Source organism: Variovorax sp. P4_B11, from assembly GCF_056402355.1.
Window position 1 is genome coordinate 23790 of sequence record NZ_JBFUHO010000050.1, and the last position, 22724, is coordinate 46513.

At 65.8% G+C, this 22724-nt stretch carries 21 protein-coding genes and 3 pseudogenes; 12 read left to right on the forward strand and 12 right to left on the reverse strand.

Going from position 1 to position 22724, the window contains the following annotated elements; all coding sequences use genetic code 11:
- The first annotated feature begins 19 nt into the window (after window positions 1-19).
- Window positions 20-802, forward strand: coding sequence for a mechanosensitive ion channel family protein (locus tag AC1DYD_RS31050; protein ID WP_478176592.1), 783 nt, complete (start codon window positions 20-22; stop codon window positions 800-802).
- A gap of 158 nt (window positions 803-960) precedes the next feature.
- Here AC1DYD_RS31050 and AC1DYD_RS31055 read toward each other — a convergent pair whose 3' ends face one another.
- The 3 genes and pseudogenes from AC1DYD_RS31055 to AC1DYD_RS31065 all read right to left on the reverse strand — a co-directional run.
- Entirely contained in the window at window positions 961-1419 is a 459-nt protein-coding gene (locus tag AC1DYD_RS31055) for a BON domain-containing protein (protein WP_478176593.1), read from the reverse strand.
- 63 nt (window positions 1420-1482) lie between these two features.
- On the reverse strand, window positions 1483-1680 hold the full coding sequence (locus AC1DYD_RS31060) for a CsbD family protein (protein ID WP_478176594.1): 198 nt from the start codon (window positions 1678-1680) through the stop codon (window positions 1483-1485).
- Window positions 1681-1833: 153 nt separating this feature from the next.
- Window positions 1834-1923, reverse strand: a pseudogene (locus AC1DYD_RS31065) (class II aldolase/adducin family protein); the annotation flags it as partial.
- Window positions 1924-2768: 845 nt separating this feature from the next.
- On the opposite strand from AC1DYD_RS31065, the gene AC1DYD_RS31070 reads away from it, so the two are divergent.
- Together AC1DYD_RS31070 and AC1DYD_RS31075 are read left to right on the forward strand one after the other, a co-directional pair.
- On the forward strand, window positions 2769-3098 hold the full coding sequence (locus AC1DYD_RS31070; RefSeq protein ID WP_478176595.1) for a hypothetical protein: 330 nt from the start codon (window positions 2769-2771) through the stop codon (window positions 3096-3098).
- A gap of 1035 nt (window positions 3099-4133) precedes the next feature.
- Window positions 4134-4769: a hypothetical protein gene (locus AC1DYD_RS31075; RefSeq protein WP_478176596.1), complete on the forward strand. Its 636-nt coding sequence runs from the start codon at window positions 4134-4136 to the stop codon at window positions 4767-4769.
- A 16-nt stretch (window positions 4770-4785) separates the two neighbouring features.
- Here AC1DYD_RS31075 and AC1DYD_RS31080 read toward each other — a convergent pair.
- A pseudogene (locus AC1DYD_RS31080) lies at window positions 4786-5127 on the reverse strand (EamA family transporter); the annotation flags it as partial.
- Window positions 5127-5273 (reverse strand): annotated as a pseudogene (locus tag AC1DYD_RS31085) (alanyl-tRNA editing protein); the annotation flags it as partial. The pseudogenes AC1DYD_RS31080 and AC1DYD_RS31085, both read right to left, overlap by 1 nt.
- A gap of 616 nt (window positions 5274-5889) precedes the next feature.
- Between AC1DYD_RS31085 and istA the strand changes: the two are divergent.
- Both istA and istB read left to right on the forward strand, forming a co-directional pair.
- Entirely contained in the window at window positions 5890-7509 is a 1620-nt protein-coding gene (istA, locus tag AC1DYD_RS31090) for an IS21 family transposase (protein WP_478176597.1), read from the forward strand.
- Complete coding sequence (istB, locus tag AC1DYD_RS31095; protein ID WP_478176598.1) at window positions 7496-8260, forward strand: IS21-like element helper ATPase IstB; 765 nt, start codon at window positions 7496-7498, stop codon at window positions 8258-8260. The genes istA and istB overlap by 14 nt, the downstream gene beginning before the upstream one ends.
- Here the strand turns inward: istB and AC1DYD_RS31100 are convergent.
- The gene (locus tag AC1DYD_RS31100; protein ID WP_478176599.1) at window positions 8250-9107 is read right to left on the reverse strand and encodes a LysR substrate-binding domain-containing protein; all 858 of its coding nucleotides are present in this window, start codon (window positions 9105-9107) and stop codon (window positions 8250-8252) included. The genes istB and AC1DYD_RS31100 overlap by 11 nt on opposite strands.
- Before the next feature lie 170 nt (window positions 9108-9277).
- Here AC1DYD_RS31100 and AC1DYD_RS31105 point away from each other — a divergent pair, with 170 nt between their 5' ends.
- Window positions 9278-10168 carry a DMT family transporter gene (locus AC1DYD_RS31105; protein ID WP_478176617.1) on the forward strand — a complete coding sequence of 297 codons (891 nt, stop codon included), beginning with the start codon at window positions 9278-9280 and terminating at the stop codon, window positions 10166-10168.
- A gap of 115 nt (window positions 10169-10283) precedes the next feature.
- Here AC1DYD_RS31105 and AC1DYD_RS31110 read toward each other — a convergent pair whose 3' ends face one another.
- The 3 genes from AC1DYD_RS31110 to AC1DYD_RS31120 form a co-directional block, all read right to left on the reverse strand.
- Complete coding sequence (locus AC1DYD_RS31110) at window positions 10284-12491, reverse strand: phosphocholine-specific phospholipase C (protein WP_478176600.1); 2208 nt, start codon at window positions 12489-12491, stop codon at window positions 10284-10286.
- Between the two features lie 338 nt (window positions 12492-12829).
- A complete protein-coding gene (locus tag AC1DYD_RS31115) occupies window positions 12830-12970 on the reverse strand; it encodes an SDR family oxidoreductase (RefSeq protein ID WP_478176618.1) in 141 nt (46 codons plus the stop codon).
- Between the two features lie 169 nt (window positions 12971-13139).
- On the reverse strand, window positions 13140-13484 hold the full coding sequence (locus tag AC1DYD_RS31120; protein ID WP_478176601.1) for a hypothetical protein: 345 nt from the start codon (window positions 13482-13484) through the stop codon (window positions 13140-13142).
- A gap of 546 nt (window positions 13485-14030) precedes the next feature.
- Between AC1DYD_RS31120 and AC1DYD_RS31125 the strand changes: the two genes are divergently transcribed.
- The gene (locus tag AC1DYD_RS31125; RefSeq protein ID WP_478176602.1) at window positions 14031-14369 is read left to right on the forward strand and encodes a hypothetical protein; all 339 of its coding nucleotides are present in this window, start codon (window positions 14031-14033) and stop codon (window positions 14367-14369) included.
- Window positions 14370-14376: 7 nt separating this feature from the next.
- Here the strand turns inward: AC1DYD_RS31125 and AC1DYD_RS31130 are convergent, their stop codons facing one another.
- Entirely contained in the window at window positions 14377-14589 is a 213-nt protein-coding gene (locus tag AC1DYD_RS31130; RefSeq protein ID WP_478176603.1) for a hypothetical protein, read from the reverse strand.
- 121 nt (window positions 14590-14710) lie between these two features.
- Window positions 14711-14866, reverse strand: a complete 156-nt coding sequence (locus tag AC1DYD_RS31135) for a hypothetical protein (RefSeq protein ID WP_478176604.1) — start codon at window positions 14864-14866, stop codon at window positions 14711-14713.
- Window positions 14867-15215: 349 nt separating this feature from the next.
- Between AC1DYD_RS31135 and AC1DYD_RS31140 the strand changes: the two genes are divergently transcribed.
- The 4 genes from AC1DYD_RS31140 (at window position 15216) to AC1DYD_RS31155 (ending at window position 20406) form a co-directional block, all read left to right on the forward strand.
- A complete protein-coding gene (locus tag AC1DYD_RS31140; RefSeq protein WP_478176605.1) occupies window positions 15216-17030 on the forward strand; it encodes an adenylate/guanylate cyclase domain-containing protein in 1815 nt (604 codons plus the stop codon).
- Between the two features lie 34 nt (window positions 17031-17064).
- Window positions 17065-18186 (forward strand): phosphatase PAP2 family protein, encoded by a 1122-nt coding sequence (locus AC1DYD_RS31145; RefSeq protein ID WP_478176606.1) that lies wholly within the window; start codon window positions 17065-17067, stop codon window positions 18184-18186.
- 34 nt (window positions 18187-18220) lie between these two features.
- Window positions 18221-20155, forward strand: coding sequence for a S8/S53 family peptidase (locus AC1DYD_RS31150; RefSeq protein WP_478176607.1), 1935 nt, complete (start codon window positions 18221-18223; stop codon window positions 20153-20155).
- 77 nt (window positions 20156-20232) lie between these two features.
- Window positions 20233-20406: an FAD-linked oxidase C-terminal domain-containing protein gene (locus tag AC1DYD_RS31155; protein ID WP_478176608.1), complete on the forward strand. Its 174-nt coding sequence runs from the start codon at window positions 20233-20235 to the stop codon at window positions 20404-20406.
- A 56-nt stretch (window positions 20407-20462) separates the two neighbouring features.
- On the opposite strand, the gene AC1DYD_RS31160 is transcribed toward AC1DYD_RS31155, so the two are convergent.
- Window positions 20463-21080, reverse strand: coding sequence for a DJ-1/PfpI family protein (locus tag AC1DYD_RS31160; protein ID WP_478176609.1), 618 nt, complete (start codon window positions 21078-21080; stop codon window positions 20463-20465).
- 94 nt (window positions 21081-21174) lie between these two features.
- Here AC1DYD_RS31160 and AC1DYD_RS31165 point away from each other — a divergent pair, with 94 nt between their 5' ends.
- Window positions 21175-22509, forward strand: coding sequence for an aminotransferase-like domain-containing protein (locus AC1DYD_RS31165; RefSeq protein WP_478176610.1), 1335 nt, complete (start codon window positions 21175-21177; stop codon window positions 22507-22509).
- Window positions 22510-22724: the final 215 nt, after the last annotated feature.

Here is a 22724-nt window from a genome sequence, read left to right on the forward strand (position 1 = left end):
AGCAACCCCTGGAGAGTCCATGGACACCCTCAATTTCTACCTGGAGCCGCTGCGCGCCTTTCTATTCCAGATCGGTGCCTTCGTTCCGCGACTGGTTTTCGCGGCGCTGATCCTCGTCGCCGGCTGGCTGATCGCGAAGGTGGTTCGCTTCGCCGTGATCCGCGGGCTGAATGCCATCAACTTCCACGTGCTGACCGAGCGGGCCGGCATCGACAACTTCCTGCGCCAGGGTGGCATGGTGTCGGATTCGACCATGGCTTTCGGCGTGCTCGCCTTTTGGACGGTGATCCTCGCCGCGCTGATCGTCGCCTTCAACGGCCTGAGTCTGAGCCATGTGGCCGAACTGCTCGGACGCATCATGTGGTTCGTTCCCAATGTCTTCGTGGCGATGCTGATCCTGGTCCTGGGCGCCTATTTCGCGAAGTTCGTCGGTGATGCGGCGAGTACCTACGGCCGCAACGCCGGCATGCAGGACGTCCTGCTGCTGGGCAAGGTGGCGCAGTACGCGATTCTCCTGTTCGTGGTGCTGATCGCGCTGGACCAGATCAAGGTGGGCGGCGACATCGTGCGCCAGAGTTTCCTGATCATCCTCGGCGGCGTCGTGTTCGCGCTGGCCCTGGCCTTCGGCCTCGCGGGCAAGGAATGGGCCGCGGACCGCATCGAGGACTGGTGGCCCAAGAGCCGGCTCGCGTCGCGGCCGGGCCCGCACGATCCGCTGCGCCGCGACGGCTCCACAACAGCGAGTCCGCCTGCTACCGTATGGCCATCGCGCTCGACGAAAGACGATCGGCCTCACCCATGACGAAGCGCCCGCACATCCCGCTGAGCGCCGTCTGGCCCGGCCGCGCCATCGCCATGCAGCGGCAGGCCCGGTGCTGCCGGAAACCGTGGACTTCGAACTGTCAGAATCCTAAATTGGGTGTACCGCCGTAGGCCGTGATCCTACGGGCGGGCGGCGGATCACATCGCCTTCACCTCGAGGTGGTTGCTGACCGCGCTGACGCCCTTGACCGACTTCGCGATCTCCTCGGCACGTGCCTTGGCCGCTGCGTTGGGCGCAGGACCGTTCAGGCTCACCATGCCGCCCTTGGTGTCGACGTCGATCTTGATGGCGCTCAGCTCGGGGTCCTTCGCAAGGCCCGTCGAGACGGCGGCCGTGATCGACGCATCGTCGACTGCATCGGCCACGCTGGCGGCCGTCGACTCCGTCTTGGCCTTGGCATCGCTGACCATCTGGTCTGCCTTCGCCTTGGCGTCGGCACCGGCCCGCTCGGTCTTCGCGATCGCCGAATCCACTTTCTGCCCCGCAGTCTCGTTGCCGGCCTTGTCACCGCAAGCCGCCAGGGCAAGCGCGCCAGCTCCCAGCATCACCACTGTCCAGCTGCGGGAGTGCCTCGAAATCCGGTTGAGATCAGTCATGGGAAACCTCCTGTCAGTCAAATAGAAGGGCGCGCGCGACCGTGTCGCCCGGGCCCTTCAGTCTCACCGTTGGTGCGGCACGCTCTTGAGAGCGTCCTTGGCCTTTTCCTTGGCGTCGCCGTAGGTCTTCTGCACGTTGCCGGCTGCCTGCTCCACCAGGCCCTCGGTCTTCAGCTTGTCGCTGCCGGTGACCTTGCCGGCCACTTCCTTCACCTTGCCCTTGGCCTCTTCGACGCGACCTGCCACCTGGTCCTTGTTCATATCGCTTCCTTCGCAAGTTGGATGAAATCGGTGCTTCGACCGGACCACTGCTTTCAATCTAGCGAGGCGCGCCGTGTCCCGGGTGGTAGCGGCGCTTGAACTGCTGTAGGACACGGGGAGGTCAGGCTGTCACGGTCGAGCCTTCGATCGGGTCCGGGTCTGAAAAAAATGGACCGCCATGGAATTGACCCAGAAATGGTCCGTCCATTGCGGATCGCGTACGGTGATGTGGCCCGCCACGCCTCGTGGATGCGGGGGCCTTCTTCTTCGCCGGGCCTCTCGGCCTGGTGGTCACCAAGGGGTATGACTTCGCGAACATCCTTCAGGGAACGGGTGGCAGCAGCGAGATCCGCATGCTCGTGTCCGACTGGAAAGTCGAGCGCGGCGTAGCTCACGCGCAGGGGCCATAAGCTGCAGCGTAGCGGCAATGGATGAACGAGCGCTCGCCGTCCAGCGCAATCGCTTCGATGGCGCCGCGAGGTCGTCCTGAGCACCAGCGCATCGTCCGTCTCGGCCCGTCGCGTCCGGTCGTTCCACGGAGCCACCCGATGGGAGACCGGGCTGCAGGAGCCTTCTTTTGCAACTCGATGCTCCGCGTTCACGAGAGACATTAACCGCTGGTTACCAACGGGACAAACAGATGCGCGTCTGTCTTACAAATCCGGCGCAATCAGTGTATGACAACGAAATGTGAAACGTTCCCATACGACCCTGGAGAGAGAAATGTTAAGTACGCGCGCCGCCGCATCCACGAGCAGAGAAGCGGGCGGAGTGGCGCCGAGTGCGCGAAGCAGGGCAAGCGCGGCGCGTAGCTCGCCGGTGATTGCCGAGATGAGCGCGCGCAGGGCCTGGACTGCCGCAGTGAATTTGCGAAAAGCGATTCAGCTGCGAATCGTCACCGCGTATCGCAGCCAACTCGAAGGCCTCGGGTCGGGGCCGTCGGACGTGGATCTGCGACTGTTCGCCAGGATTGCCGTCGCGGAGGAGAGACTGCGGCGGGTCCTCGACCGGGCGAAGGTGCATCCATCCTGCAATCGCGAAGCATCGTCCATCGGACCGGCCACTCATGTGCGCCGAGGAGAGATCCAATGACCGCCACCGAATCGCTCGCCGAGACAGCGCCTGCGCAGTTCACCGCCTTCGGAAGCTTGATCGATCTGGTCCGGCTGCGGATGGGGGCCAGTTCGGCGGAGGTATGCAATGCCTGCAACACGATCAACATCGGCTCGGCACGCTATTGCAAATGCTGCTCCCACAAGCTCACGGGCTTTTATCTTGCCAAGGAACTGGGGACCGTGGCTGCGTCCCAATGGGACGAGCTCGCCGTGCCGCGCCGAGCGTCCGCCGTGGATTTCGCGGCCTTCTTCCTGGTGATCAATTCGCTCGTCATCGTCACCTCGTTGATTCCTTTGAGGTAGTTGCGAGCGTTCCTCGAAAGAGGTGGGGAACAAGCGTGACCAAGTACTGCGACGCATGCCACACGCCCAACCGGGACCGGGCCAGGTACTGCCGCGGTTGTGCTGGCAAGTTCTCGGGGATACGGTTCGATGCGGCGGCGTTTGTTCAGACGATGCCGGACACAGGCAACGCGTACCTGCCCCCGGAGAAGACGCTGCGCGAATTCCGGCCTGCGCCCGTTGTCGATTCCATCCCCGTTCGTTCCACTCGGTCTCGGTCGCCTCCAGGCATCAATATCTTTCTGATGCTGCTCTTGGTCGGTCCTCCTCTGGCAGCAGCGGCGCTCGTGTACTGGCATTCGGGCCTCGGCCCTTTTCCCATACAGCCGCTGGCAAGTTTGTCGTCGATCCTCTCCCCCTCGTTCCGGGTCGCGCAGGATACGCCCGTGATCTCGTCGCCGGTCGCGATGACGGCGGAGCGCGACGGCCCGCCCGTGGCCGAACAACCGTCTGCTGGATTGCCGGAAGCTGAGCTGCCAACGGAGGCGGGAGCGCAGCAAGAGCGTGCCCAGCAAGAGCGCGCCCAGCAAGAGCGCGCCCAGGAAGTGCGTGCCCAGGAGCTGCGTGCCCAGGAGCTGCGTGCCAAGGAAGTGCAGGCCCAGGAAGAGGCGCCCAGCTTTGAAGCCTCGCCGGTGCCGAGTGCCCCCGCCCATGAGCGGCGAACGGTCCCGCGTCGGCGGGATCAGGCCGTGTCGCCAACGCCGGAAAAACGAGAAGCGATTTCACTCCCGGCCATCAGTGCGCGGATTGAACCCCAGCCTGTCCCGATTTCGCCGCCGGTCGCGCTCGCGAAGCCGCAAGGATATGAGGCCTTGCAAGCGACTCGCGCAAGAGCCGATCCGAGCAAGGCCAGCGTTCGCACCGCGACGCCAAGCAACCTCTCATGCGATCGCTACAACCCGTTCGGAGAGACGATCTGCTTGGGGCCCTCCCCAGCGGGGCAAGTCGCTCAGCAGGCATCGATTGCCAACTCGGCTCTTGGAGTCGACGCGGCAATTGCGTCCAAGAGAAGTTCCGGATTCGCGGCATCGTTCGGTTCAGGCCACGATCCTGGTGGAGGCGCTGGCTCTGCGGCAGCCGGCGCCGGCGCAGGCGCGGCAGGTGCTGGTAGCGCGGCTGCGGGCGGCAGCGGCGCTGGCGCTGCTGGGTCCGCTGGCGGCGGAGCAGGCGCCGGTAGTGGGGCCGGCGCGGGTGGGGGCGGCTCCGGCGGCGGCGGTGGTGGTGGCGCCGGAGGCGGTGGTGCCGGTGCCGGTGGTGGTGGCGCTGGTGGTGGTGGCGCTGGTGGCGCTGGTGGTGGAGGCGCCGGTGGTGGAGGCGCCGGTGGTGGAGGCGCTGGTGGTGGTGGCGCTGGTGGTGGTGGCGCTGGTGGTGGTGGCGCTGGTGGTGGCGCTGGTGGTGGAGGCGCCGGTGGTGGAGGCGCCGGAGGTGGAGGCGCCGGAGGTGGCGGTCCTGGTGGTGGTGGCCCCGGGGGCGGTGGAGGTCCTGGTGGCGGCGGCCCCGGGGGCGGTGGAGGTCCGGGCGGCGGGGGCGGCCCTGGTGGTGGCCCCGGTGGCGGCGGTGGACCCGGTGGTGGTGGACCCGGTGGCGGTGGCCCGGGCGGCGGTGGGGGACCAGGGCGATAATGACCGTTGACTTGAGCAAGTTCCCTCGGACACATTCTGGGCTTCGAATTGAGGAACGCGACGCTCGCGGCGGGCACGGTCTGCAAGGCCAAGTAGCGGAGTGCGTTGTAGCCGGCGATGCCGAAGGCGCCGCAGGCGGCAATGAGCATCCAGTGTCGGGCAAGCAGATCGCGTTCCCGACAGACCTGCCGCCAGACGAATGGGGTCAACACTGCGAGCGCTACGACCCAACGACCGACCGCTAGAGAGATCGGGGGAAAGACAGGCCCGAGCGCGCGGCCCAGCACGAGGTTTCCGGCCCAGAACGCGGGCGGCAGCCACAACAACCAGACGGGGCGGGCCCACAGGGCGAGGAGCGCGGTGCGCATCACAGGCCCTGCAAGCCGATGCGGACCCGGCGATTGGAACGGCCCTTGTTCTCGATCTTGAGAATGCGAATCGGGCGCGAGGCGCCCGTCGAGCCGAGATGGGTTCCCCCGCAAGCCTGCCGGTCGAGGCCGGCGATCTCGACGATGAAACTCGGGGAACTCATGTATTTCGACGATGGCGAGACACATGTCGGGACCATCGAGGCAGTGACCGTATCGCCGGGTGGGCACGAGGTTCACCTCGACCGCTTCGTGCCCTCAGCCATCCCGATGCGGCATCGCTGGGCGTCGGGGAAGCTTGTGCTCGTCGAGGCAGTCGCATTCTTGGCCGAGCATTTCGCGGCAGTAACAACGATCAGGGTCTCTATGAATTCGCCCGTTGAAAGGCACGACGACTTCCTCAAGATCGCGAGCGACCGTGCCCAGCTCCCGCATCGGATCGGCGCCCAACAGATCAACATCATCCCCAACTTGATGCCCTCGAATCGGGGCGCGGCCATGACTTCGGCCTGCTTCACGCAACGGGCCGCGTGTGGCGAAGCGTCTGCAGCAGCATGCGCTGGAGACTATCGACGGCCTTTGAGCCGCGCGAGGCCGCACTGCGATAGCCCCGATGGCCACCCAAAGTGCTCCACTTGTGGCCACTCAAACTGCTCCACCTGGCCACCGGTGTTTGAGGCGCTGATTCCGGCGTCGTCGTAGATCGGAGGCTGGCCGGCAGGACGTTTACTTACTCCCTCGATTCCCGAGGGAGCCCACAGGTTGAACGTCTTGAAGCCACATCTACAAACCACCATCTGGACCCTGTTGCGCAACGGCGCGACGCAGCGAGAGATCGCGCGCGTCACGGGCATCTCGCGCCACACCATTCGCGGCTATCAGAAGCAATTCGCCAGCCAAGGCGACGCCGAGCCACCGGGCGCAACTGCCGGCGCGCCGGCGCAAACTGCTCCACCCTGGCCACCGACCCGGCCGCCCGGGTCAACGCCGAGCAGCATCACGTCGGCATGCGAGCCGCACCGCGCCTTCATCGAGTCGCAGTTGAAGCTCAACCGCAACGCGATGGCCGTGTACCAAGACTTGGTCGACCAGTTTGGTTTCACCGCGGCCTACAACTCGGTCAAGCGTTTCGCCGCCAGGCTGCGCAAGCGCGAACCGCAGCAGTTCGACCGTCTGTCGTTCCAGCCCGGCGAGGAGATGCAGGTCGACTACGGCGAGGGTGCGCCCACGCGCGTGAAGGGCACCGAGCGCTTCCGCAAGCCGCGCCTGTTCGTGGCCACGTTGCGCTATTCCCGACGCAGCTTCCGGTGTGTGGTCTGGAAGTCCAGCCAGGAGGTCTGGGCCCGGCTGCATGAGCAGGCATGGCGCTATTTCGGCGGATCGTGCCGTTACGTGGTGCTCGACAACCTGAAGGAAGGCGTGCTCAAGCCCGATCTGTACGAGCCACTGCTCAACCCTGTCTATGCCGCCGCGCTGGCACACTACGGCGTGGTCGGCGACCCGGCCAGGGTCCGAGATCCGAATCGCAAAGGCACCGTGGAGAACGCCATCGGCCACACGCAGGCCACGGCCTTGAAGGGCCGGCGCTTTGAGTCCATCGACGAGCAGAACGACTTCCTCGAACATTGGGAGAGCCGCTGGGCCGCTTCGCGCATCCACGGCAGCGCGCGCCGTCAGGTGCAGGCTATGTTCGAGGAGGAGCGTCCCCACCTGCAGCCCTTGCCGCTGCTGGGCATGCAGTACTTCACCGAGTCGCAGCGTACCGTGTGTGACGACACCTGTGTGCGCGTCGATCACAGCAGCTACGCCGCCCGGCCGGCTCCCATCGGCAGTCGCGTTCTGGTGCGCGTGTTCGAGCACCGCATCGAGGTGCGCGATCTCAAGACGCAGGCGCTGCTGCGCACGCACGAACGCGTCGACCGGCCCGGCACGGTTGTGCTGCCTTACGAAGAGCGCGTGTTCAACCCTTCACGCGAGACGCACCGAATCCTCGGTCAGGCCAAGGCTATCGGCCCCGACGCGGAACGACTGTGCCAGATGCTGTTCGCCATCGAGGGCCGCGTGGGGCAGCGCAAGCTGTGGGGCATCGTGGGCCTGGCCGAGCGCTATCCGCGTCGCCTCGTCGACAGTGCCTGTGCGCGCGCCATCGCCGAGGGCGTGCACAGCTATCGCCACGTCAAGACGTTGACCGAGAAGCTCGTGGCCGACGCGCTGGCCGCCATCGATTCCACCACGCCCGTGCAAGGCTCGCAGCTGTCGCTGATCCAGGAGCACCCGCTGATCCAGTCGGCCGACGTGTACGCCGATCTGTTCGCCCGTGGCGCTGCGCGCCCCGTCTTCCATCCCGCAACCATCCCGGGCACCCACCATGAACATGAATGAGATCGAACGCGTCTTGCGCGAGCTGCGCCTGTCTGGCATTGCCGACACGTTGAACACCCGACTGATGCAGGCCCAGTCCGCTCAGCAGCCCTTCCTGGAGACCTTCGCCGCCATGCTGCAGGACGAACTCGATCGACGTCGATCGCGCCTAACCGAGCGGCGCTTCAAGCACTCCAAGCTCGACGAGCGACTCTCCCTGGGCGACTTCGACTGGCGCTTCAACCCCAAGCTGCCGCGTCAGGCATGCTTCGAGTTGCATACCCTCAAGTTCATCGCCGAAGGCGCCAACGCGCTAATCATCGGCAAGCCTGGAACCGGCAAGAGCCACATCGCCAAGGCCGTGGCCTACCAGGCCACTCTGCAGGGTCACGACGTCCGGTACGTCGAAGCCGACACCGAGTTCGCACACTACGGCCTGTCCAGCCACGCCGAGCAGGCCAAGATACTGCGCAGCTATATCGAGCCCGCGCTCTTGGTGCTGGACGATCTCTTCCTCGCACGCCGCATCAGCGAGGCCGGCGCCGAACTTCTGCAAGCCGTCGTGCACCAGCGATACAAGCAGCGCCGCAGCCTCATCGTCACTTCCAATCGCGTCGTGCAGGACTGGGGCAAATACCTCGGCGACGCCACCATGGGCACCACCATCCTCGACCGCCTCATGCACCGCGCGGCGATGCTCGAGTTCGAGGGCAAGAGCTATCGACTCAAGGAGGCCGTCGCACGCATCGCATCAACCCCCGTCACGGCATAATCCGACCCGTCCTGCCTGGAGCAGTTTGGGTGGCCACAGGTGGAGCAGTTTGACCTGGCCATTGGGGGCGATAGAGGGCCACCTGCATCGGTTCAAGCGGCCCCAGTCCGTGCTCGATCCCCAGCACCTGCAGCTGTGCAGGAGCGCTGCACTGCGTCAGTGCCGCGACGGCCAGTCCGCTTTCGACGGCTGCGATCTGCCCGGCCAGGCTGGAGCTGTTGTAGACGACTTTGTAGGGACGCCCCTGCAGCGCCAATGAATTGATGGCGCTTCGGCGGCCCAGGCTCCCCTCTTCGTAGACGGCGATGGGTAGCGGGTTGCGGGTCCAGATGTCGAACTGCGCAGCGCCGACCCAGACCATGGGTTCGTGGAAAAGCAAGGTGCCGCGCCGGTTGTGGTCCCGCGAGACCAGGGCCAGGTCAAGTTCCCCCCGGGCCACACGCGGGATGAGCAAGGTCGACTGTTCGCAGTCCAACTGGATCTCGACGCCTCCATGGCGGGGCGCAAATCGCTTGAGGACGGGCGTCAGGTACTTGCTCGCGAAGTCATCGGGAACCCCGAGCCTCACCAGGCCCGAGATGGCCTCGCCGTGAAGCGCTGCCTGCACCTCGGCCTGCAGATCGAGCATGCGTCGGGCATAACCCAGCAGCGTCTGCCCCTCGTGCGTCAGCTGGAGCTGTCGGGCGCTGCGGACCATGAGCTGACAGCCCACGGCCGACTCCAGCTTCTTGAGCTGCATGCTCACCGCCGACTGCGACCGGTGGACCTCCGGTGCGGCGCTCGAGAGCGAGCCGGCGTCGACGGCGGCGACGAAGCTCTTCAGCCAATCGATCTGGAGGTCCCTCATCTATTCGATAAACGGATTGTTTGACCTCAAATTATGCGCTTTCCGCTTTAATGATCGCGCGGCACAGTGCAGCCATCATGAATTCCCTCAATGCCTTGTCACCTCGTCTTCCTGCCCCTGGCTCGAACGAGCAACAGCTTGTCGCGCCTGGCCGCCTCGACGCCCGCGCCATGGGTGTCATGGCGCTGCTGTGCCTGATCTGGAGCCTGCAGCAGATCTCGCTGAAGGCGGTCGCCGACCAAGTCAGTCCGATGCTGATGGTGGCGCTGCGGTCCGCCGTCGCGCTGGTGCTGCTGGCGGTGCTCATGCGCCGCCGCAGTGAAAGGCCGGACGCGAGGCGCTGGAAGCCGGGACTGGTGGTCGGCGCGCTCTTCGGGCTGGAGTACCTGCTTGTGGCCGAGGCGCTGCGCCTGACCGGCGCGTCGCATGTCGTCGTGTTCCTCTACACGGCGCCCGTCTTCGCCGCTCTGGGATTGCATCTGCGACTGCCGGCGGAGCGGCTCGGTGCGCAGCAGGTGGCAGGCATCGCGCTGGCATTCGGGGGCATCGCGCTCGCCTTCCTTGGCGCAGACGCCACTTCTTCCGCCAGCAGAGACAGTCGCGCGCTGTTGGGAGACGGGTTGGCACTGTTGGCAGGCGCGGCCTGGGGCGCCACCACCGTGACGATCCGCTGCTCCAGCCTGGCGTCTGCGCCTGCTACCGAGACGCTCCTGTACCAGCTGATGGGCGCCTTCGTCTTGCTGCTGCCAGCCTCCTGGCTGACGGGTCAGATGCGATTCGAGCCCTCAGCGGTCGTCTGGATGCACCTGGGCTTCCAGAGTCTGATCGTTTCTTTCGCGAGCTTTCTGGCCTGGTGCTGGCTGCTTCGCCGCTACCTGGCCTCCCGGCTCGGCGTGTTCTCGTTTCTCACGCCACTCTTCGGGGTTGTTCTGGGTGTCGGGCTACTCGGAGAATCTCTTGAGACCCCATTTGTCCTGGGCAGCGTACTGGTGCTGGCTGGCATCGGGTTGGTGAGCGGCCGATGGGTGTTGCTGCAGCGGTGGGTGGTGCTGCGCAGGTGACCGTCGAAGCGCTCCAGCACGTGGCGCAGGTACAGCGACGGGTTGATGGCGTTGAGCCGCATCCCCAGGCGCTGTCGCCGTTGCTGTCGCCTGCGCCGCCCCAAGGCGCTGCCTCTCAGTTGCCCGGCATCCCCATCGCCGGATCGCTGACCGAGTGCCGGCCGGTCTCCACCCGGCCCGCAAAGCGCCTGGACCAAGCGGCGTCAGCGTCACATAGCACCTCGAAGTCGTACCACTGGCCACTGGCGTCCAGCTCCCAGTGCCTGCCTGCATCCTCGCCGCCCTTGACCCGCACGCGCCATGAACTGTCGCCGCGATCCTTGAAGTAGGCCTTCGCCGTCACCGTGAACCAGCAGGCTCGCTCGCCGTCGTTGCGCACCTTCAGGTGGATGTCGCCACGGCGCACGTCGTAGCCGACGCGAATTTCAGGTTCAGGCGCGTCGCGAGACTTCAACGTGTTCAGGTCGCCCTTGAAGTGGCGATGAAATCCATTGGGGCCGAGCACCCACAGGTCGTACTTGCCGGCGTTGTCGGTCGCCACCCAGTCGTCGTCGAGCCGATCGTTGCGCTCAACCATGTAGCGGCGCGGCAGCCTCTCGAGGTTGAGCTTGTCGTAGACGTGGAACACCGCGCCGGCGTCGCCGGTGTTGGCGAAGATCAGTTTGACGCGGCCGCGCAGGCCGTCGCAACGGGCGCTCACGTGCAGTTCGTAAGGCAGCGCGCGAGACGGCCGCGTGCCGGTGGCCTGCACGGGCAGCAACGGGCTGGCCGGCGGCACGATCTGCGCCAGTTGATCCTGCTGCGCGCGCAATGCGTCGGCCTGGGCCCGGCTCTTGCGGCCGGCGAGCGTGGGCAGCCGCTCGTCGTTGGGCCGCTCGAAATTGAAGGCGCTGGTCAGGTCCCCGCACACGGCGCGGCGGAAGGGACTGATGTTGGGCTCCTTCACGCCGAAACGCTTTTCAAGGAAGCGGATCACCGATGTGTGGTCGAAGGCCTGAGAGTTGACCCAGCCTCCGCGGCTCCATGGAGAGACCACGTACATCGGCACGCGGATCCCGGGTCCAAAGACGCGGCCATCGGGCGCGGGCTGGCTGGTGGTGCCGGGCGGGGCCGGATAGTTGAAGCGCTCGAACGCCACCGCGGCTTCGCGCAGCGTGGTCTTGCCCGCCGCCGTGCCGTCGGGATTGATCGAGGGCGCCGCAGGTGACGGGTAGTGGTCGAAGTAGCCGTCGTTCTCGTCGAAGTTGATGAACAGCACCGTCTTGCTCCATACCTCGGGCACCGCGGTCAGCGCGTCCAGCGTTTCCTGGATGTACCAGGCGCCCTGCACCGGGCTCGACGGTCCCGGGTGTTCGGAATACGTGGCCGGGGCCACCACCCAGGACACCTGCGGCAACTTGCCAGACTTGATATCCGAGCGAAAGCGCTCGAAATAGCTGTCGGCGTTGCCGAGTTCGCCCGGCATCGTGTTGGCGATCCCCTTGTACAGCGGGTTGCCCGCATCGTCGCTCGCCGGGTCGTAGGCGGGCGACAGGGCCTCGTTGCTCACCGGCTTGCCAGAAGCCTCGTTGGCCTGTCGGTATTGCTTGAAGCCGGCGAGCGGGTTGTCGCCGAAGTTGTCGGGCATGTTCTGGTAGACGATCCAGCTCACCTTGGCCTCCTGCAGGCGCTCGGGATAGGTCTTCCATTGGTAGCCGAGCGTGGAGGCGTCGATCGAATCCCATTCGTTGTTGACCGAAGCGACACCGGCGCCGGTCGGCCCGTTGGTGCCGGTCCACAGGAACATGCGGTTCGAGTTGGTGCCGGTGTGCATCGCGCAGTGGTAGCCGTCGCACAGCGTGAAGGCATTGGCCAGCGCGAACTGGAAGGGCAGCTCGGCCTCCTTGAAGTAGCTCATCGCGTTGGCGCCCTTGTAGCGGGGCCACTGGTAGGTTCGCCCGCCATCCCAGGCGTTCTCGCCGTCGACCCAGCTGTGCGGCGTGCCGCTCACGCGCTGCGCGTTGCCCTTGCTGCCGTCCAGGTGGTAGGGCAGCACCGGCTGCCCGTTGGCGTCGTTCTGCTGCCAGACGCTGCGCCCCTGCGGCAACGGAATCGTGAAGCGGTCGCCAAAGCCCCTCACGCCGCGCAGCGTGCCGAAGTACTGGTCGAAGGAACGGTTCTCCTGCGTCAGGATCACCACGTGTTCGACGTCCTTGATGGTGCCGGTGGCGTTGTGCGCAGGGATGGCCAGCGCGCGGCGGATGCTTGGCGGGAAGGCAGCGAGCGTGGCGGCCGCCACGGTGCCGGTGGCTGTGCCTTGCAGGAACTTGCGTCGTGAGGTCATGCGTTTTCTTCTCGTTGAGTTATCTGGGTCAGGGCGCGTACCGGATGCCCGCCTGGCCACCGGCATCCGCCGTGCCGCCGCAGGCCGACACGGTCAGGATCGGGAGCAGCGCTGTGCCGATCCGCCAGAACCTCGGATCTGCCTGCATGGGTCACCCTCGTTTGCTGATGGAGCATTAGATGCAGGGCGCATGACAACGCCGTGACCCGTCGTTGCGCCTGCGCCTCGGCCATGCCTTCGCGGCATAGGGCACGTGCGCGCATTTATGAAGCGCCCATGGGTCATGACCTCGTCCGACCCGTCGCCCGGTCCGCGAGCCGTTCGCGAGTTCAGTGCGCTCAGTACGCGCGCGTGAATCCGCCGTCGTGCAGCAAGTTCGCGCCGGTCATGTAATCCGACAATGCACCGAGCAGTTGCTCGACGACCACGGCAACTTCTTCTGGCCTGCCGTACTTGGCCATCGGAATGTTTCGGCTTATTCAGCGCTACCCTTGCCCATGGGACTTCAGGAGCAGGAAGAAGCTGGCGCGCTGCTGCGGGGGCTCAGGAATTCATCGCGGACTGGCACCGGCGCGACCACGACGCCGACTCCGAATTCAGCGAGTCGCAGCGGGCCTTCCGACCGAAGGCGATACGCCCATCCGATGCTCAACCCGGGCTGTTGGCGACACGCAGCCAGATCGGAAATTGGCGATCAAAGTCTTGTGGCGTGATCTCCGCAAGGTGCTCGCATGCGGTATCGGGAAGCGCCACACTCATTTCCTCATGCCAAAGCACGATGCCAAGAAATCGAAGGACCAGGACGCGTTCCTCGCGCGGAACCGGAAACTCCGACACATGATGCGGCAACCGCAGCATCGAAACGCGTCTCCGCACCTCGAGGACGATCCACCCCGAGCGCCTCACCCTGATGCACACGGCCCTGCCCAACCAGATCTGGAGGCGCAGCTCCCACGCGACAAGGAGCAGGAGGATCAGCGATGCGGCCAACATGCAAAATCCGACGTAAGTAGTTATTGCGTAAGGAAATATCGTCCGACAAGCTCGAACGCAAGATTAGGCTTCGCCGCAACGCGGCGCAATACACCTAACGCCGTATCGCGTCAACTTGCTCACGAATCCGACACTTTGTGGCCCACAAGCAACCTGCGCCCGGTGCCGCATAGTGGCTGGCCGACCCGTATCGAACACTTTGTGGCTGCTGAAACGAACCGATTCCATGAAGTCTTGATGGCTACTGCCACACACCTGGCCTCCAGGCGTAGAGTCATGGCTTGGACTTCCTGTGCGCCTCTCACGTAGGCAAACGCGGCCTCTCGTAGGCAAATGCAGCACGAAAGGAAGTCCAGGCCCGGGGGCGCGATGCCGCCGGGCCTCATCTTGCGCCCCGGACATCGATGCCTGGGCGGTCGCGGAAAGGGCCGGCCGGATTCGGTGGCCAGCTGCGTGCTGTGGGCGGCGCGCGACAAACACGGAACCTCAGGTCTTGCGTGTGAAATTGCACGGGCGCCTACGGCTCAGGCACCGCACAATTTATCCATGCGCACCCCTCGCCTGCAGCTCTTGTGTCGTCATGCCTGGTGGCTGCCAGGCGCCTGCTCCGCGATCGCGATCACGCTGGCGATGGCTGCGCTGCGGCCCACCGAACAGAGCGTCTTGCTATCGGTCGCGATTCTCTGCGCCCTGCCCTGGTCGCTCGCCCTCCTGCTCCTCGACTTCGGTCAGGGGTTCGCGGATCGCGCGGCGGTCATCGTCACGCTCGGCCTGTTCGTCAATGCAGCGCTGATCTGGTGGTGGACCGCCCTCCTCCGCGCCCGCTTCCGTCGACGCCAGAACGCAGATCCTCACAGCAGCGCGCAGCGCGACTCGAGGAACTGATCCGCAGCTACGCGTCGATGGGAACACCCCCACCGAAATGCGCAATCCACTGGTCCCACAGCTCTTGATTCATGACAAGTGGGTTGCGCCAGGCACTCAGCATCTCGAGTTGGAGCTTCTGCGCCTGCATCAAACTTTCGACCCAGGCCGCCTGCCACTCGAAGAGCGGCTGGAAGTTGCCGTACGGGTTGGGGAATGGGGCTGTCGTCGTGAGGGTCATGGCGGTCTCCGTCGTGTTGTCGCGCAAGCGTAGGTCACGCCAGCATGCAGTTCAAGCGTGGGCGGACCGCAACCGCGTGCGCCAGTTCAAGAGGGCGGAAAAAGCCAACTGACGGGCTGCATCATTGACCGCGGATCGCCGCCGAGGATCGCCGAATCTGCGTGGCCATCAGGCGCTGCATGCGAGTGGGTGGCTCGCGATGCACGAGGAGGTCGATGACCCAGCCGGCCGCCACCAGGACGGCCAGTGCGCCAAGGGTGAAGATCGCTGAGTCCATGGTCCGCTCCTGAGTCGACAATCCGACACTTTGCTCCGGCGGGCGCAGTGTGTGAACCGTCCAGATGGACTGCGTTGTATTCGCGCAGTTTGTGACGTGGTTCCTTGTTTTTTGCCAAGAGGGCCAGCGGCTCCCTGCCCGCCTTCGCGTGCGCGACGAACTCCTCCGGGTCCGGGTCATGAAAATTCTCCATTTAACATAATGCATGTCGAATGGCGGCGGAACCGCGCATCCATGGCCTTTGACGAATGGCACGGGCTCGGATGTAATCAAAACGTTCAAAAAAGGGCGTGTCTTGCGAGCAAGGCGATCGCGGGCATCCTTGCTGCACTGCTCGCCGAACGAGGGGATGACCTTGTCTCCAGGCGCTTCCAACATCCCAACTGCCGCATCGGTCGGGTTTCACTTCCAGCGCCATGAGAAGGTCGTCCTGGTGGTCGACCTCGTCGAATCGGTGACCCTGATGCAAACGGACGAGCTGGGCATCATTCAACGATGGGATGCCTTCCTGAGGCATGTGACGCAATCGGTCCTGCCTGCCAACGAGGGACACTTGGTGAAAAGTCTGGGTGACGGCCTCATGGTGGAGTTCGACAGCGCCCCTCGCGCCGCCGCTTCTGCCATGGCCATGCACCGCTGGCTGGATGCGCAGCACCGCGATACGGATCGTGGCCGCATGCAGCTGCGGATCGGACTCCACGCCACCTACGTGTACGAGGGCGAGCACGACATCTACGGCACCGGGGTCAATCTGGCGGCCCGCATCGCCTCGCTCGCACAGCCCGGCCAGACGGTCGCCACCGCATCGGCCCGCGATGGTCTCGTCGACGGCCTGGACGGCGACATCGAGGACCTTGGCAACTGGTATCTCAAGCACGTGAACGAGCCTTTGCACGTCTATGGCATTCGGGCGGCGGGCCAAGTCGCGCCGGCATGGACGCCCCGCACGAATGCGCCTTCGCTGCGCCCGACCATCGCGGTGCTGCCGTTCGTGTCGCGCACGGTTCAGGCCGAGCAGTATTCGCTCGGAGATCTGATCGCCGAGGGCGTGATCGGACAACTCAGCCGCTCGCAGGAGCTCAAGGTCATCTCGCACCTCTCGACATCGGCGTTCCGCGGCCGGGCCGGCAATCTGGACGACGCGAAGGCCTACCTGGGCGCGCAGTTCGTGCTGTCGGGCAGCTATGTCATCACTGGAAAGACGGTGCTCGTGATGGCGGAGTTCACCCATGTCGAGCGCAACGAATTCGCGTGGGCCGAGCGCGTGACGGGCGACGTCGAGGACCTCGTGCAGATGCACAGCGAAATTTGCGCCACGATCGCCAACGGCTGTCATCGCGCGCTGCTCGACAGCGAGGCGCATGAGGCGCTCGTGCGGCCGCTGCCGAGCCTTCAGAGCTACACCATGCTTCTCGGCAGCATCGGGCTCATGCATCGAAGCGCGTCGTCGCAGTTCCTTCGCACGCGCGAGGTGCTGGACGCGTTGATCGAGCGGCACGGCCAGTGTGCACTGCCGCGCGTGTGGCTTGCCAAGTGGTATGTGCTGTGCTCGACGCGAGGCCTGACCGACGACGCGAAGTCGCAGGCGAATTTCGCCTTGCAGGAAACGCGGCGCGCACTGGATTTGGAGCCCGGCAATCCGCTGGCGTGGGCCGTGCAGGGCTTCGTGTATTGCCATCTGATGAAGGACGTGGAGCGGGCATTGCAGAGCTGCAGCCAGGCACTCGAATGGAATTCGAACGAATCGCTGGCCTGGCTCTTCAAGGCCATGGTGCATGCGTTCGACGGCAACGGAGCCGAGGCGCTGCCTGCGGGACTGAGGGCGCTCGAGCTATCGCCGCTCGACCCGTTGAAGTACTACTACAACTCGTTGATGGCCTCGATCGCCATTTCGGCCGAGCGCTACGACCTCGCCATCAGCCATGCCGAGCAGTCCCTGCGGGTGAACGCGTCGCACTTGTCCAGCTACCGTTCGTTGATCATCGCGCAATCCCTGGCCGGCCTGCCGGATGCCGCGCGCCAAACTCTCGCGCAGCTGATGCTGCGGGATCCACAGTTCAGCGTGTCGCGATTCGCGCAGGGCTATCCCTCGCGCGAGCGCGTACCAGCCTACCTGGAGAAGCTGAAGGACGCGCTTCGCGCAGCGGGCGCGAAGGAAAGCTAGAACGTCAAGCGCTGACATCACTGAGGAGAAGACCATGTCGCAACTCGGAGGTTATGGGGGCTACGGTGGATACGGCGGGTACGGGGGCTACGGCGGGTATGGAGGCTACGGTGGCTATGGCGGCGCGTACGCCGCAGCCGGCGCGCCGACGCTCGCCGATGCGTTCGCCAATCCGCTGGTCTGCACGGCGCTGATCGCGAGCCGCGACGGGACCGGCACCGGTTCGGTCGTGACGAGAAAACCCCCTGCGGAGCCCGGCACCTACGGCGTGGACAACTTTGAGCGCTGGGAACCCTGGGTGCGCTCCCATCTTCTGCAATGGGAGCTCTGCCGGAACCTGGATGTCGTGGCGCCGAGCACCGATGTGGTCGTGCTCAAGGTCGGGACCACGTCGATCGCCAGCCTGAAGCTGCCTCCGCGGCGATTCTTCCGGCGGCAGATCGGCATGGTGCTGGGCTATGCGGACCTCCGGATGGAGCGATCGCCCGAGATCCTCGCGCAGATCGACAACCAGTTCGCCTTCGTTGCCGCCGTCACCGGCCTGCACCCGGACCGCCACCGGAACACGGTCGAACTGCTCGTCAATGCCATCCAGTTCACCGTGCTGATCGAAATGCAGTTCAAGCACGCGCTCGCAGGCTGGCGGCCGGTCCAGTACTCCGAGCAGGTCCAGCCGATGATCACCACGCCAGGCCACGGCAGCTTTCCGAGCGGTCACTCCACCCAGGCGTTCGTGCTCGCACGCATGCTCGACGGCATCCTGCCGAAGACGGCAGCCTACGGCGCCATGCGCACGCAGCTGTACCTGCAGGCGGCGCGCATCGCGACCAACAGGGTGGTGGCGGGCGTGCACTTTCCGGCCGACAGCGTGGCCGGGCGCCTGCTCGGCCACAGCATTGCGGAGTATCTGCTCTCGCGCCTCGACGGGACCACGCAGGTCTGCCTGCGCACCTTCACCGGCGTCACCACCGGCGGAACGCCGATCGACGGGAGGAAGTTCGACCTCGACATGGATGATCCCATCGGCCCGAATGCGGTTGCGGACGGCTATGTCGTCGGGGCGGCGCAGACCATCCCGGCCTCCAGCATGCCGGTGTTGACGAAGCTCTACGCCATGGGCGCCGACGAGCGCAAGGCGCTGCGCCTGAAGTTCTGAGCCGTCCAGCCAACAGAGACACCGGGGGCGAACCATGCGCATCACTGAACTGCCGCTGAAGACGAAGGTGCGAGCCGATGTCTATCTGCAGTGGGCCCTGCACACCGACCTCCGATACCTCAACTGCGACGACAAACGGACCATGGTGTTGCTGGTGCGATTCGACAAGCCGCTGAATTTCGGCGTCAAGACGCTGCGGAGGCTTCGCGGCGCATCGATCAGTCCCACCTACCAGGGCTTTCGCCACGCGACCGTGACCGTGTCGGGCGAACGCGGGGCCTTGCAGGCCCAGCTGTCGGCGTTGCAGAAGTGGCTCGGCGCAGACTGCTTCGAGCTTGGAACGCCGCAGGGCATGCCGCTGGACGACCGGTTGAACATCCAGCTGGACGGTTCGGGCCCCGACATCGTGGTCGGCGTGATCGACGACGGCTGTCCGTTCGCGCACAAGAACCTGCGGCATTCGGATGCCGCACCCCATGCGCTGGCCGTGCGGTTCATCTGGGACCAGGGCGGCGAGGCGAGCTCGCCGCCGCAGCCCGCGCCGTTCGACTACGGCCGTTTCCTCCTGATCGACGAGTTGAAGGCGATCGTCGCCAGCGCCACGGTCGGCGGCACGGTCAACGAGGACACGGCCTACCGGAAGAGCGGACTGCCAAGTCTGCGCTCGATCACGAGCCACGGCGCGCAGGTGATGAGCCTCGCTGCGGGATGGAAGAGTCGCATGGTGCCGCGTCCGCGGGACTTCGCAGCGAAGCCGCTTCCGGCGTCCAGCGTGCCGCCTGGACGCAAGGACATGGCCTTTGTGCAGCTGCCGACGCCGGCACTCGACGATCCCTCGGGCATGTGGCTCGACCACTATGCGCTGGACGGCATCCAGGCGATTCGCTCCTATGCACGCGATGTCTACAAGGGCGGGAAGGCGAGCAAGGTGGTCATCAACCTCAGTTACGGCCCCCAGACCGGCCCACACGACGGCAGCTCCATCCTCGAGACAGCCATGAAGGAGATGATCGAGAAAGCGCCGACGCAAGGCTACGAGCTTCAGATCGTCCTGCCGACCGGCAACAACCATCTGGGGCGAACGCATGCGGAATTCGATCTGTACAGTGGAGGCGGCCGGATCGACTGGTGCGTGGCCGCCGATTCGCAGGTGCCCGCTTACCTCGAGATCTGGCTGCCCGTCGGTGCGAATTTCGGCGATCTGCACGCGTCCCTGGAGTCGCCAACAGGCGAAGTGGTTCAGGTGAAGTACAAGACGATCACCGAGACGGACGACCAGACGGCCGGAACTGTCGCGTTGCCGACCTGCCAGTTCACGGACCGGAAGGTCATCCTGATGGTGATCATGCCGACGGCCAGGGTCCCTGGCGCAGCACCCGACGGCTTTGCGCTGGCGCCGGTCGGCCGATGGAAGGTCCGCCTGAAGGCGACACCCGGCATGGTCATTGGCACGGCCCACGCGTATCTGGCGCGCAGCGATCCCAACCTCGGCCGCGCGCGGCGTGGCCGCAGCGGCTACCTCGACAGCGAGGGCTACGATCCCAAGCGCTACCGCCGGGCATCGGATCAACTCATCGACGACCAGCCGGTCCCTTCCGCGGTCGTCGTCGCGCGCGGCAGCATGAGCGGCATCGCGACCGGGGCGGCGACCTATGTCGCAGCGGGCTATTGCGCCACGACATCCATGCCGGCCCTGTACAGCAGCGGTGGACCCGGGAGAGGAACGATTGGGCAAAGGCGCGAGGGGCCGAGCTGGGCCTATCCCACCGACCAGAGCGTCGTGCTGCAAGGCGTGCTGGCCAGCGGGAATCGAAGCGGCGCCGTGACACGGCTCGTGGGCACCAGCTTCGCGGCTCCGATGCTGACGAGAGACCTGTGGATGAATCCGCTTGTGCCGCCTTCGGCCATTCCGGCGCCCCTCCTCCCCCCCTGGAAGATCCATCGCTTCGGCAACGGCCTCCGTGAATAGGCTTCACGCGCGCCATCGAACGGACCCTAAACCGATCCTGGCAGCTGCCCCACTCGCAGCATGCCGGCAAGCACCCGGTGCTTGGACTGTTCGATGTGCGCCATCATGTGCGCCAGCGCGCCATCGCTGTCCTTGGCGGCGAGCGCGTTCAGGAACTCGAGGTGCTCGCGCATGGCGCGCTGATGCGCGACGTCAAGCGTGCCCTCGACCCGCTGGGAATCATGAACCCGTGGAAGATGCTGCGCATGTGAACGCCGCAACTTGACCGAAGCGCTTCAACGAAGCCGCGCTTCCTTTCCGACCGGGCTCACGCATAGGCGGGCGTGGTTTCCAGGAAAGGCGTGATGTTCCGCATCGCGCGCAAGACGTAGTCTTCCTTTTCTCCTACCGGCGCGACGTAGTGCATCGCGCTCCGGGCCGCCTCGAGGCCCGCCAGGCGGGCAATGACCCAGGCGGCCAGATACTGCGAGGCCAGGCAACCGCCCGCGGTTGCCACGTTGCCCCTGGCAGCGAAAGGCTGGTTCAGCACGGCGACACCGGCTTCTTCGACCCAGGGCTTGGTCGTCAGATCGGTACACGCCGGGACACCGTCGAGCAGCCCCAGCCTGGCCAGGACGAGCGTGCCGGAGCACTGCGCGCCCAGCAGTTGCCGAGAGGGGTCGAGCTGCAATTGCGCCATCAACGCCGCATCGGCGACGACCTGCCGCGTCTGCATGCCGCTGCCGACGATGACCGCGTCGGCCGCACCGGCCTCGCGCAGCGATGCCTGCGCTTCGAGCACCACGCCGTTCATCGATCGGACCCGCGCAGCCGGACTGGCGATCGATACCCGCCAGTCCGGCGCCTTGACGCGGTGGAGGATGCCAAGCGCGATGAGCGAGTCGAGCTCGTTGAAGCCTTCGAAGGTGAGGATGGCGATGTGCATGGTGTCGGTGGCTCGCTGGCGGTTTGGGTGGCGATGGGAGATCGTAGGCGCGGAGGGCAATACAATCAATTTATTGTCATGGATACATTGCTGCATGACCCACGCTCGGTACAAGCCTCTGGTCGACGCGCTCGCCGCGCAGATCCGCGCCGGCAGCCTGCCTCCGGGCACGCGCTTGCCGACCCACCGGAAGCTCGCTGCCCGGGAGGGGCTTGCACTCGTCACTGCGAGCCGCGTCTATGCGGAGCTCGAAGCCATGGGGCTGGTCAGCGGCGAGACCGGCCGCGGCACCTTTGTGCGGGAGACCGCCCTTCCGCGCAGCATGGGAATCGATCAGCAGGCCGCGGCGCCGGACATGGTGGATCTGAACTTCAACTATCCGTCGCTGCCGGGCCAGGCCGAGCTGCTGCGTGCGGGCCTGCGCCAGCTCGCCGCCTCCGGCGACCTGGAAGCCATGCTGCGCTACCAGCCGCATGGCGGGCGCCGGCACGAGCGGGCGACCGTGGCTCGCCATCTCGCAGCCCGGGGTTTGAGCGTCGGTGGGGACCAGGTGATGATCGTCAGCGGTGCCCAGCATGGGCTGGCAACGACCGTTATGGCGCTGCTCCAGCCGGGCGACGTGGTCGCGACCGACGCCCTGACCTATCCGGGGTTCAAGGTGCTTGCGCAAGCGCACCGACTCGAGCTGGCGCCGATTCCGGCGGCCGGGCACGGCCCCGACCTGGACGCGCTGGAGCGCTTGTGCAAGAGCCGGCGGGTGCGCGCCGTCTATGCGATGCCGACGCTGCACAACCCGCTCGGGTGGGTGATGAGCGCGAGCCGGCGGCGGCAACTGGTTTCGATCGCCCGCCGGCACGGGTTGCTGATCATCGAGGATGCCGCCTACGCCTTTCTCGCCGAGGATCCACCCGCCCCCCTGGCAGCGCTCGCCCCCGAGGCCACTGTCTACGTCTCGGGTTTTTCCAAGAGCGTGGCGACCGGGCTGCGCGTCGGCTATGTCGCCGCGCCGGCCGAATGGGTGCCGAAGCTCGAGCGGGCGATCCGGGCTACGACCTGGAACACGCCCGGCGTCATGACGGCGATGGCCTGCGGATGGCTCGACGACGGCACGGTGATCCGGCTCGAATCGCAGAAGCGCCAGGATGCGGCGATGCGGCAAGCGATCGCCGCCGACGTCCTCGCCGGACTGCGGTGCGTCCGCCATCCGGCCTCTTACTTCGTCTGGCTCCCCCTGGCCGAAGCGCTTCGCGCCGACCAGGTTGCGATGGCACTGACGCGCGATCGGATCTCGGTGTCGACGGCCGAGCCTTTCGCGACCTCCGCCCGGGTGCCGCATGCCATCCGCCTGGCTCTGGGATCGGTCGAGCCAGGCGCTCTGCGCGAGGCCCTGGTGAAGGTCAAGCGCGCGATCGGTGAGCCCGTCTATTGAAGGGGCCCCGGCCAGTCACAATCGCGAGTCGATGCATTTACGTTCACTACAACTTTCGATCTACCCTGCCTGCCTGGATCAAGTTCGGCGCCGGGTCGGCGCAAGGGCGATCCGGAGGCCCCTTCGCCGTGCTCACAGAGGGGATGCCTCGATGCCCGGAACTTCTCCAGGACATTCAGGCCACAATACCGGCCGGAGTGCGGTGCCGATCGGGC

Excerpts from the sequence above, each read along its gene's own strand:
- AC1DYD_RS31050 (WP_478176592.1), top strand. The coding sequence starts at position 20 with ATGGACACCCTCAATTTCTACCTGGAGCCGCTGCGCGCCTTTCTATTC.
- AC1DYD_RS31055 (WP_478176593.1), bottom strand. The coding sequence starts at position 1,419 with ATGACTGATCTCAACCGGATTTCGAGGCACTCCCGCAGCTGGACAGTG.
- AC1DYD_RS31060 (WP_478176594.1), bottom strand. The coding sequence starts at position 1,680 with ATGAACAAGGACCAGGTGGCAGGTCGCGTCGAAGAGGCCAAGGGCAAG.
- AC1DYD_RS31070 (WP_478176595.1), top strand. The coding sequence starts at position 2,769 with ATGACCGCCACCGAATCGCTCGCCGAGACAGCGCCTGCGCAGTTCACC.
- istB (WP_478176598.1), top strand. The coding sequence starts at position 7,496 with ATGAACATGAATGAGATCGAACGCGTCTTGCGCGAGCTGCGCCTGTCT.
- AC1DYD_RS31100 (WP_478176599.1), bottom strand. The coding sequence starts at position 9,107 with ATGAGGGACCTCCAGATCGATTGGCTGAAGAGCTTCGTCGCCGCCGTC.
- AC1DYD_RS31105 (WP_478176617.1), top strand. The coding sequence starts at position 9,278 with ATGGGTGTCATGGCGCTGCTGTGCCTGATCTGGAGCCTGCAGCAGATC.
- AC1DYD_RS31110 (WP_478176600.1), bottom strand. The coding sequence starts at position 12,491 with ATGACCTCACGACGCAAGTTCCTGCAAGGCACAGCCACCGGCACCGTG.
- AC1DYD_RS31120 (WP_478176601.1), bottom strand. The coding sequence starts at position 13,484 with ATGTTGGCCGCATCGCTGATCCTCCTGCTCCTTGTCGCGTGGGAGCTG.
- AC1DYD_RS31125 (WP_478176602.1), top strand. The coding sequence starts at position 14,031 with ATGCGCACCCCTCGCCTGCAGCTCTTGTGTCGTCATGCCTGGTGGCTG.
- AC1DYD_RS31130 (WP_478176603.1), bottom strand. The coding sequence starts at position 14,589 with ATGACCCTCACGACGACAGCCCCATTCCCCAACCCGTACGGCAACTTC.
- AC1DYD_RS31135 (WP_478176604.1), bottom strand. The coding sequence starts at position 14,866 with ATGGACTCAGCGATCTTCACCCTTGGCGCACTGGCCGTCCTGGTGGCG.
- AC1DYD_RS31140 (WP_478176605.1), top strand. The coding sequence starts at position 15,216 with ATGACCTTGTCTCCAGGCGCTTCCAACATCCCAACTGCCGCATCGGTC.
- AC1DYD_RS31145 (WP_478176606.1), top strand. The coding sequence starts at position 17,065 with ATGTCGCAACTCGGAGGTTATGGGGGCTACGGTGGATACGGCGGGTAC.
- AC1DYD_RS31150 (WP_478176607.1), top strand. The coding sequence starts at position 18,221 with ATGCGCATCACTGAACTGCCGCTGAAGACGAAGGTGCGAGCCGATGTC.
- AC1DYD_RS31160 (WP_478176609.1), bottom strand. The coding sequence starts at position 21,080 with ATGCACATCGCCATCCTCACCTTCGAAGGCTTCAACGAGCTCGACTCG.
- AC1DYD_RS31165 (WP_478176610.1), top strand. The coding sequence starts at position 21,175 with ATGACCCACGCTCGGTACAAGCCTCTGGTCGACGCGCTCGCCGCGCAG.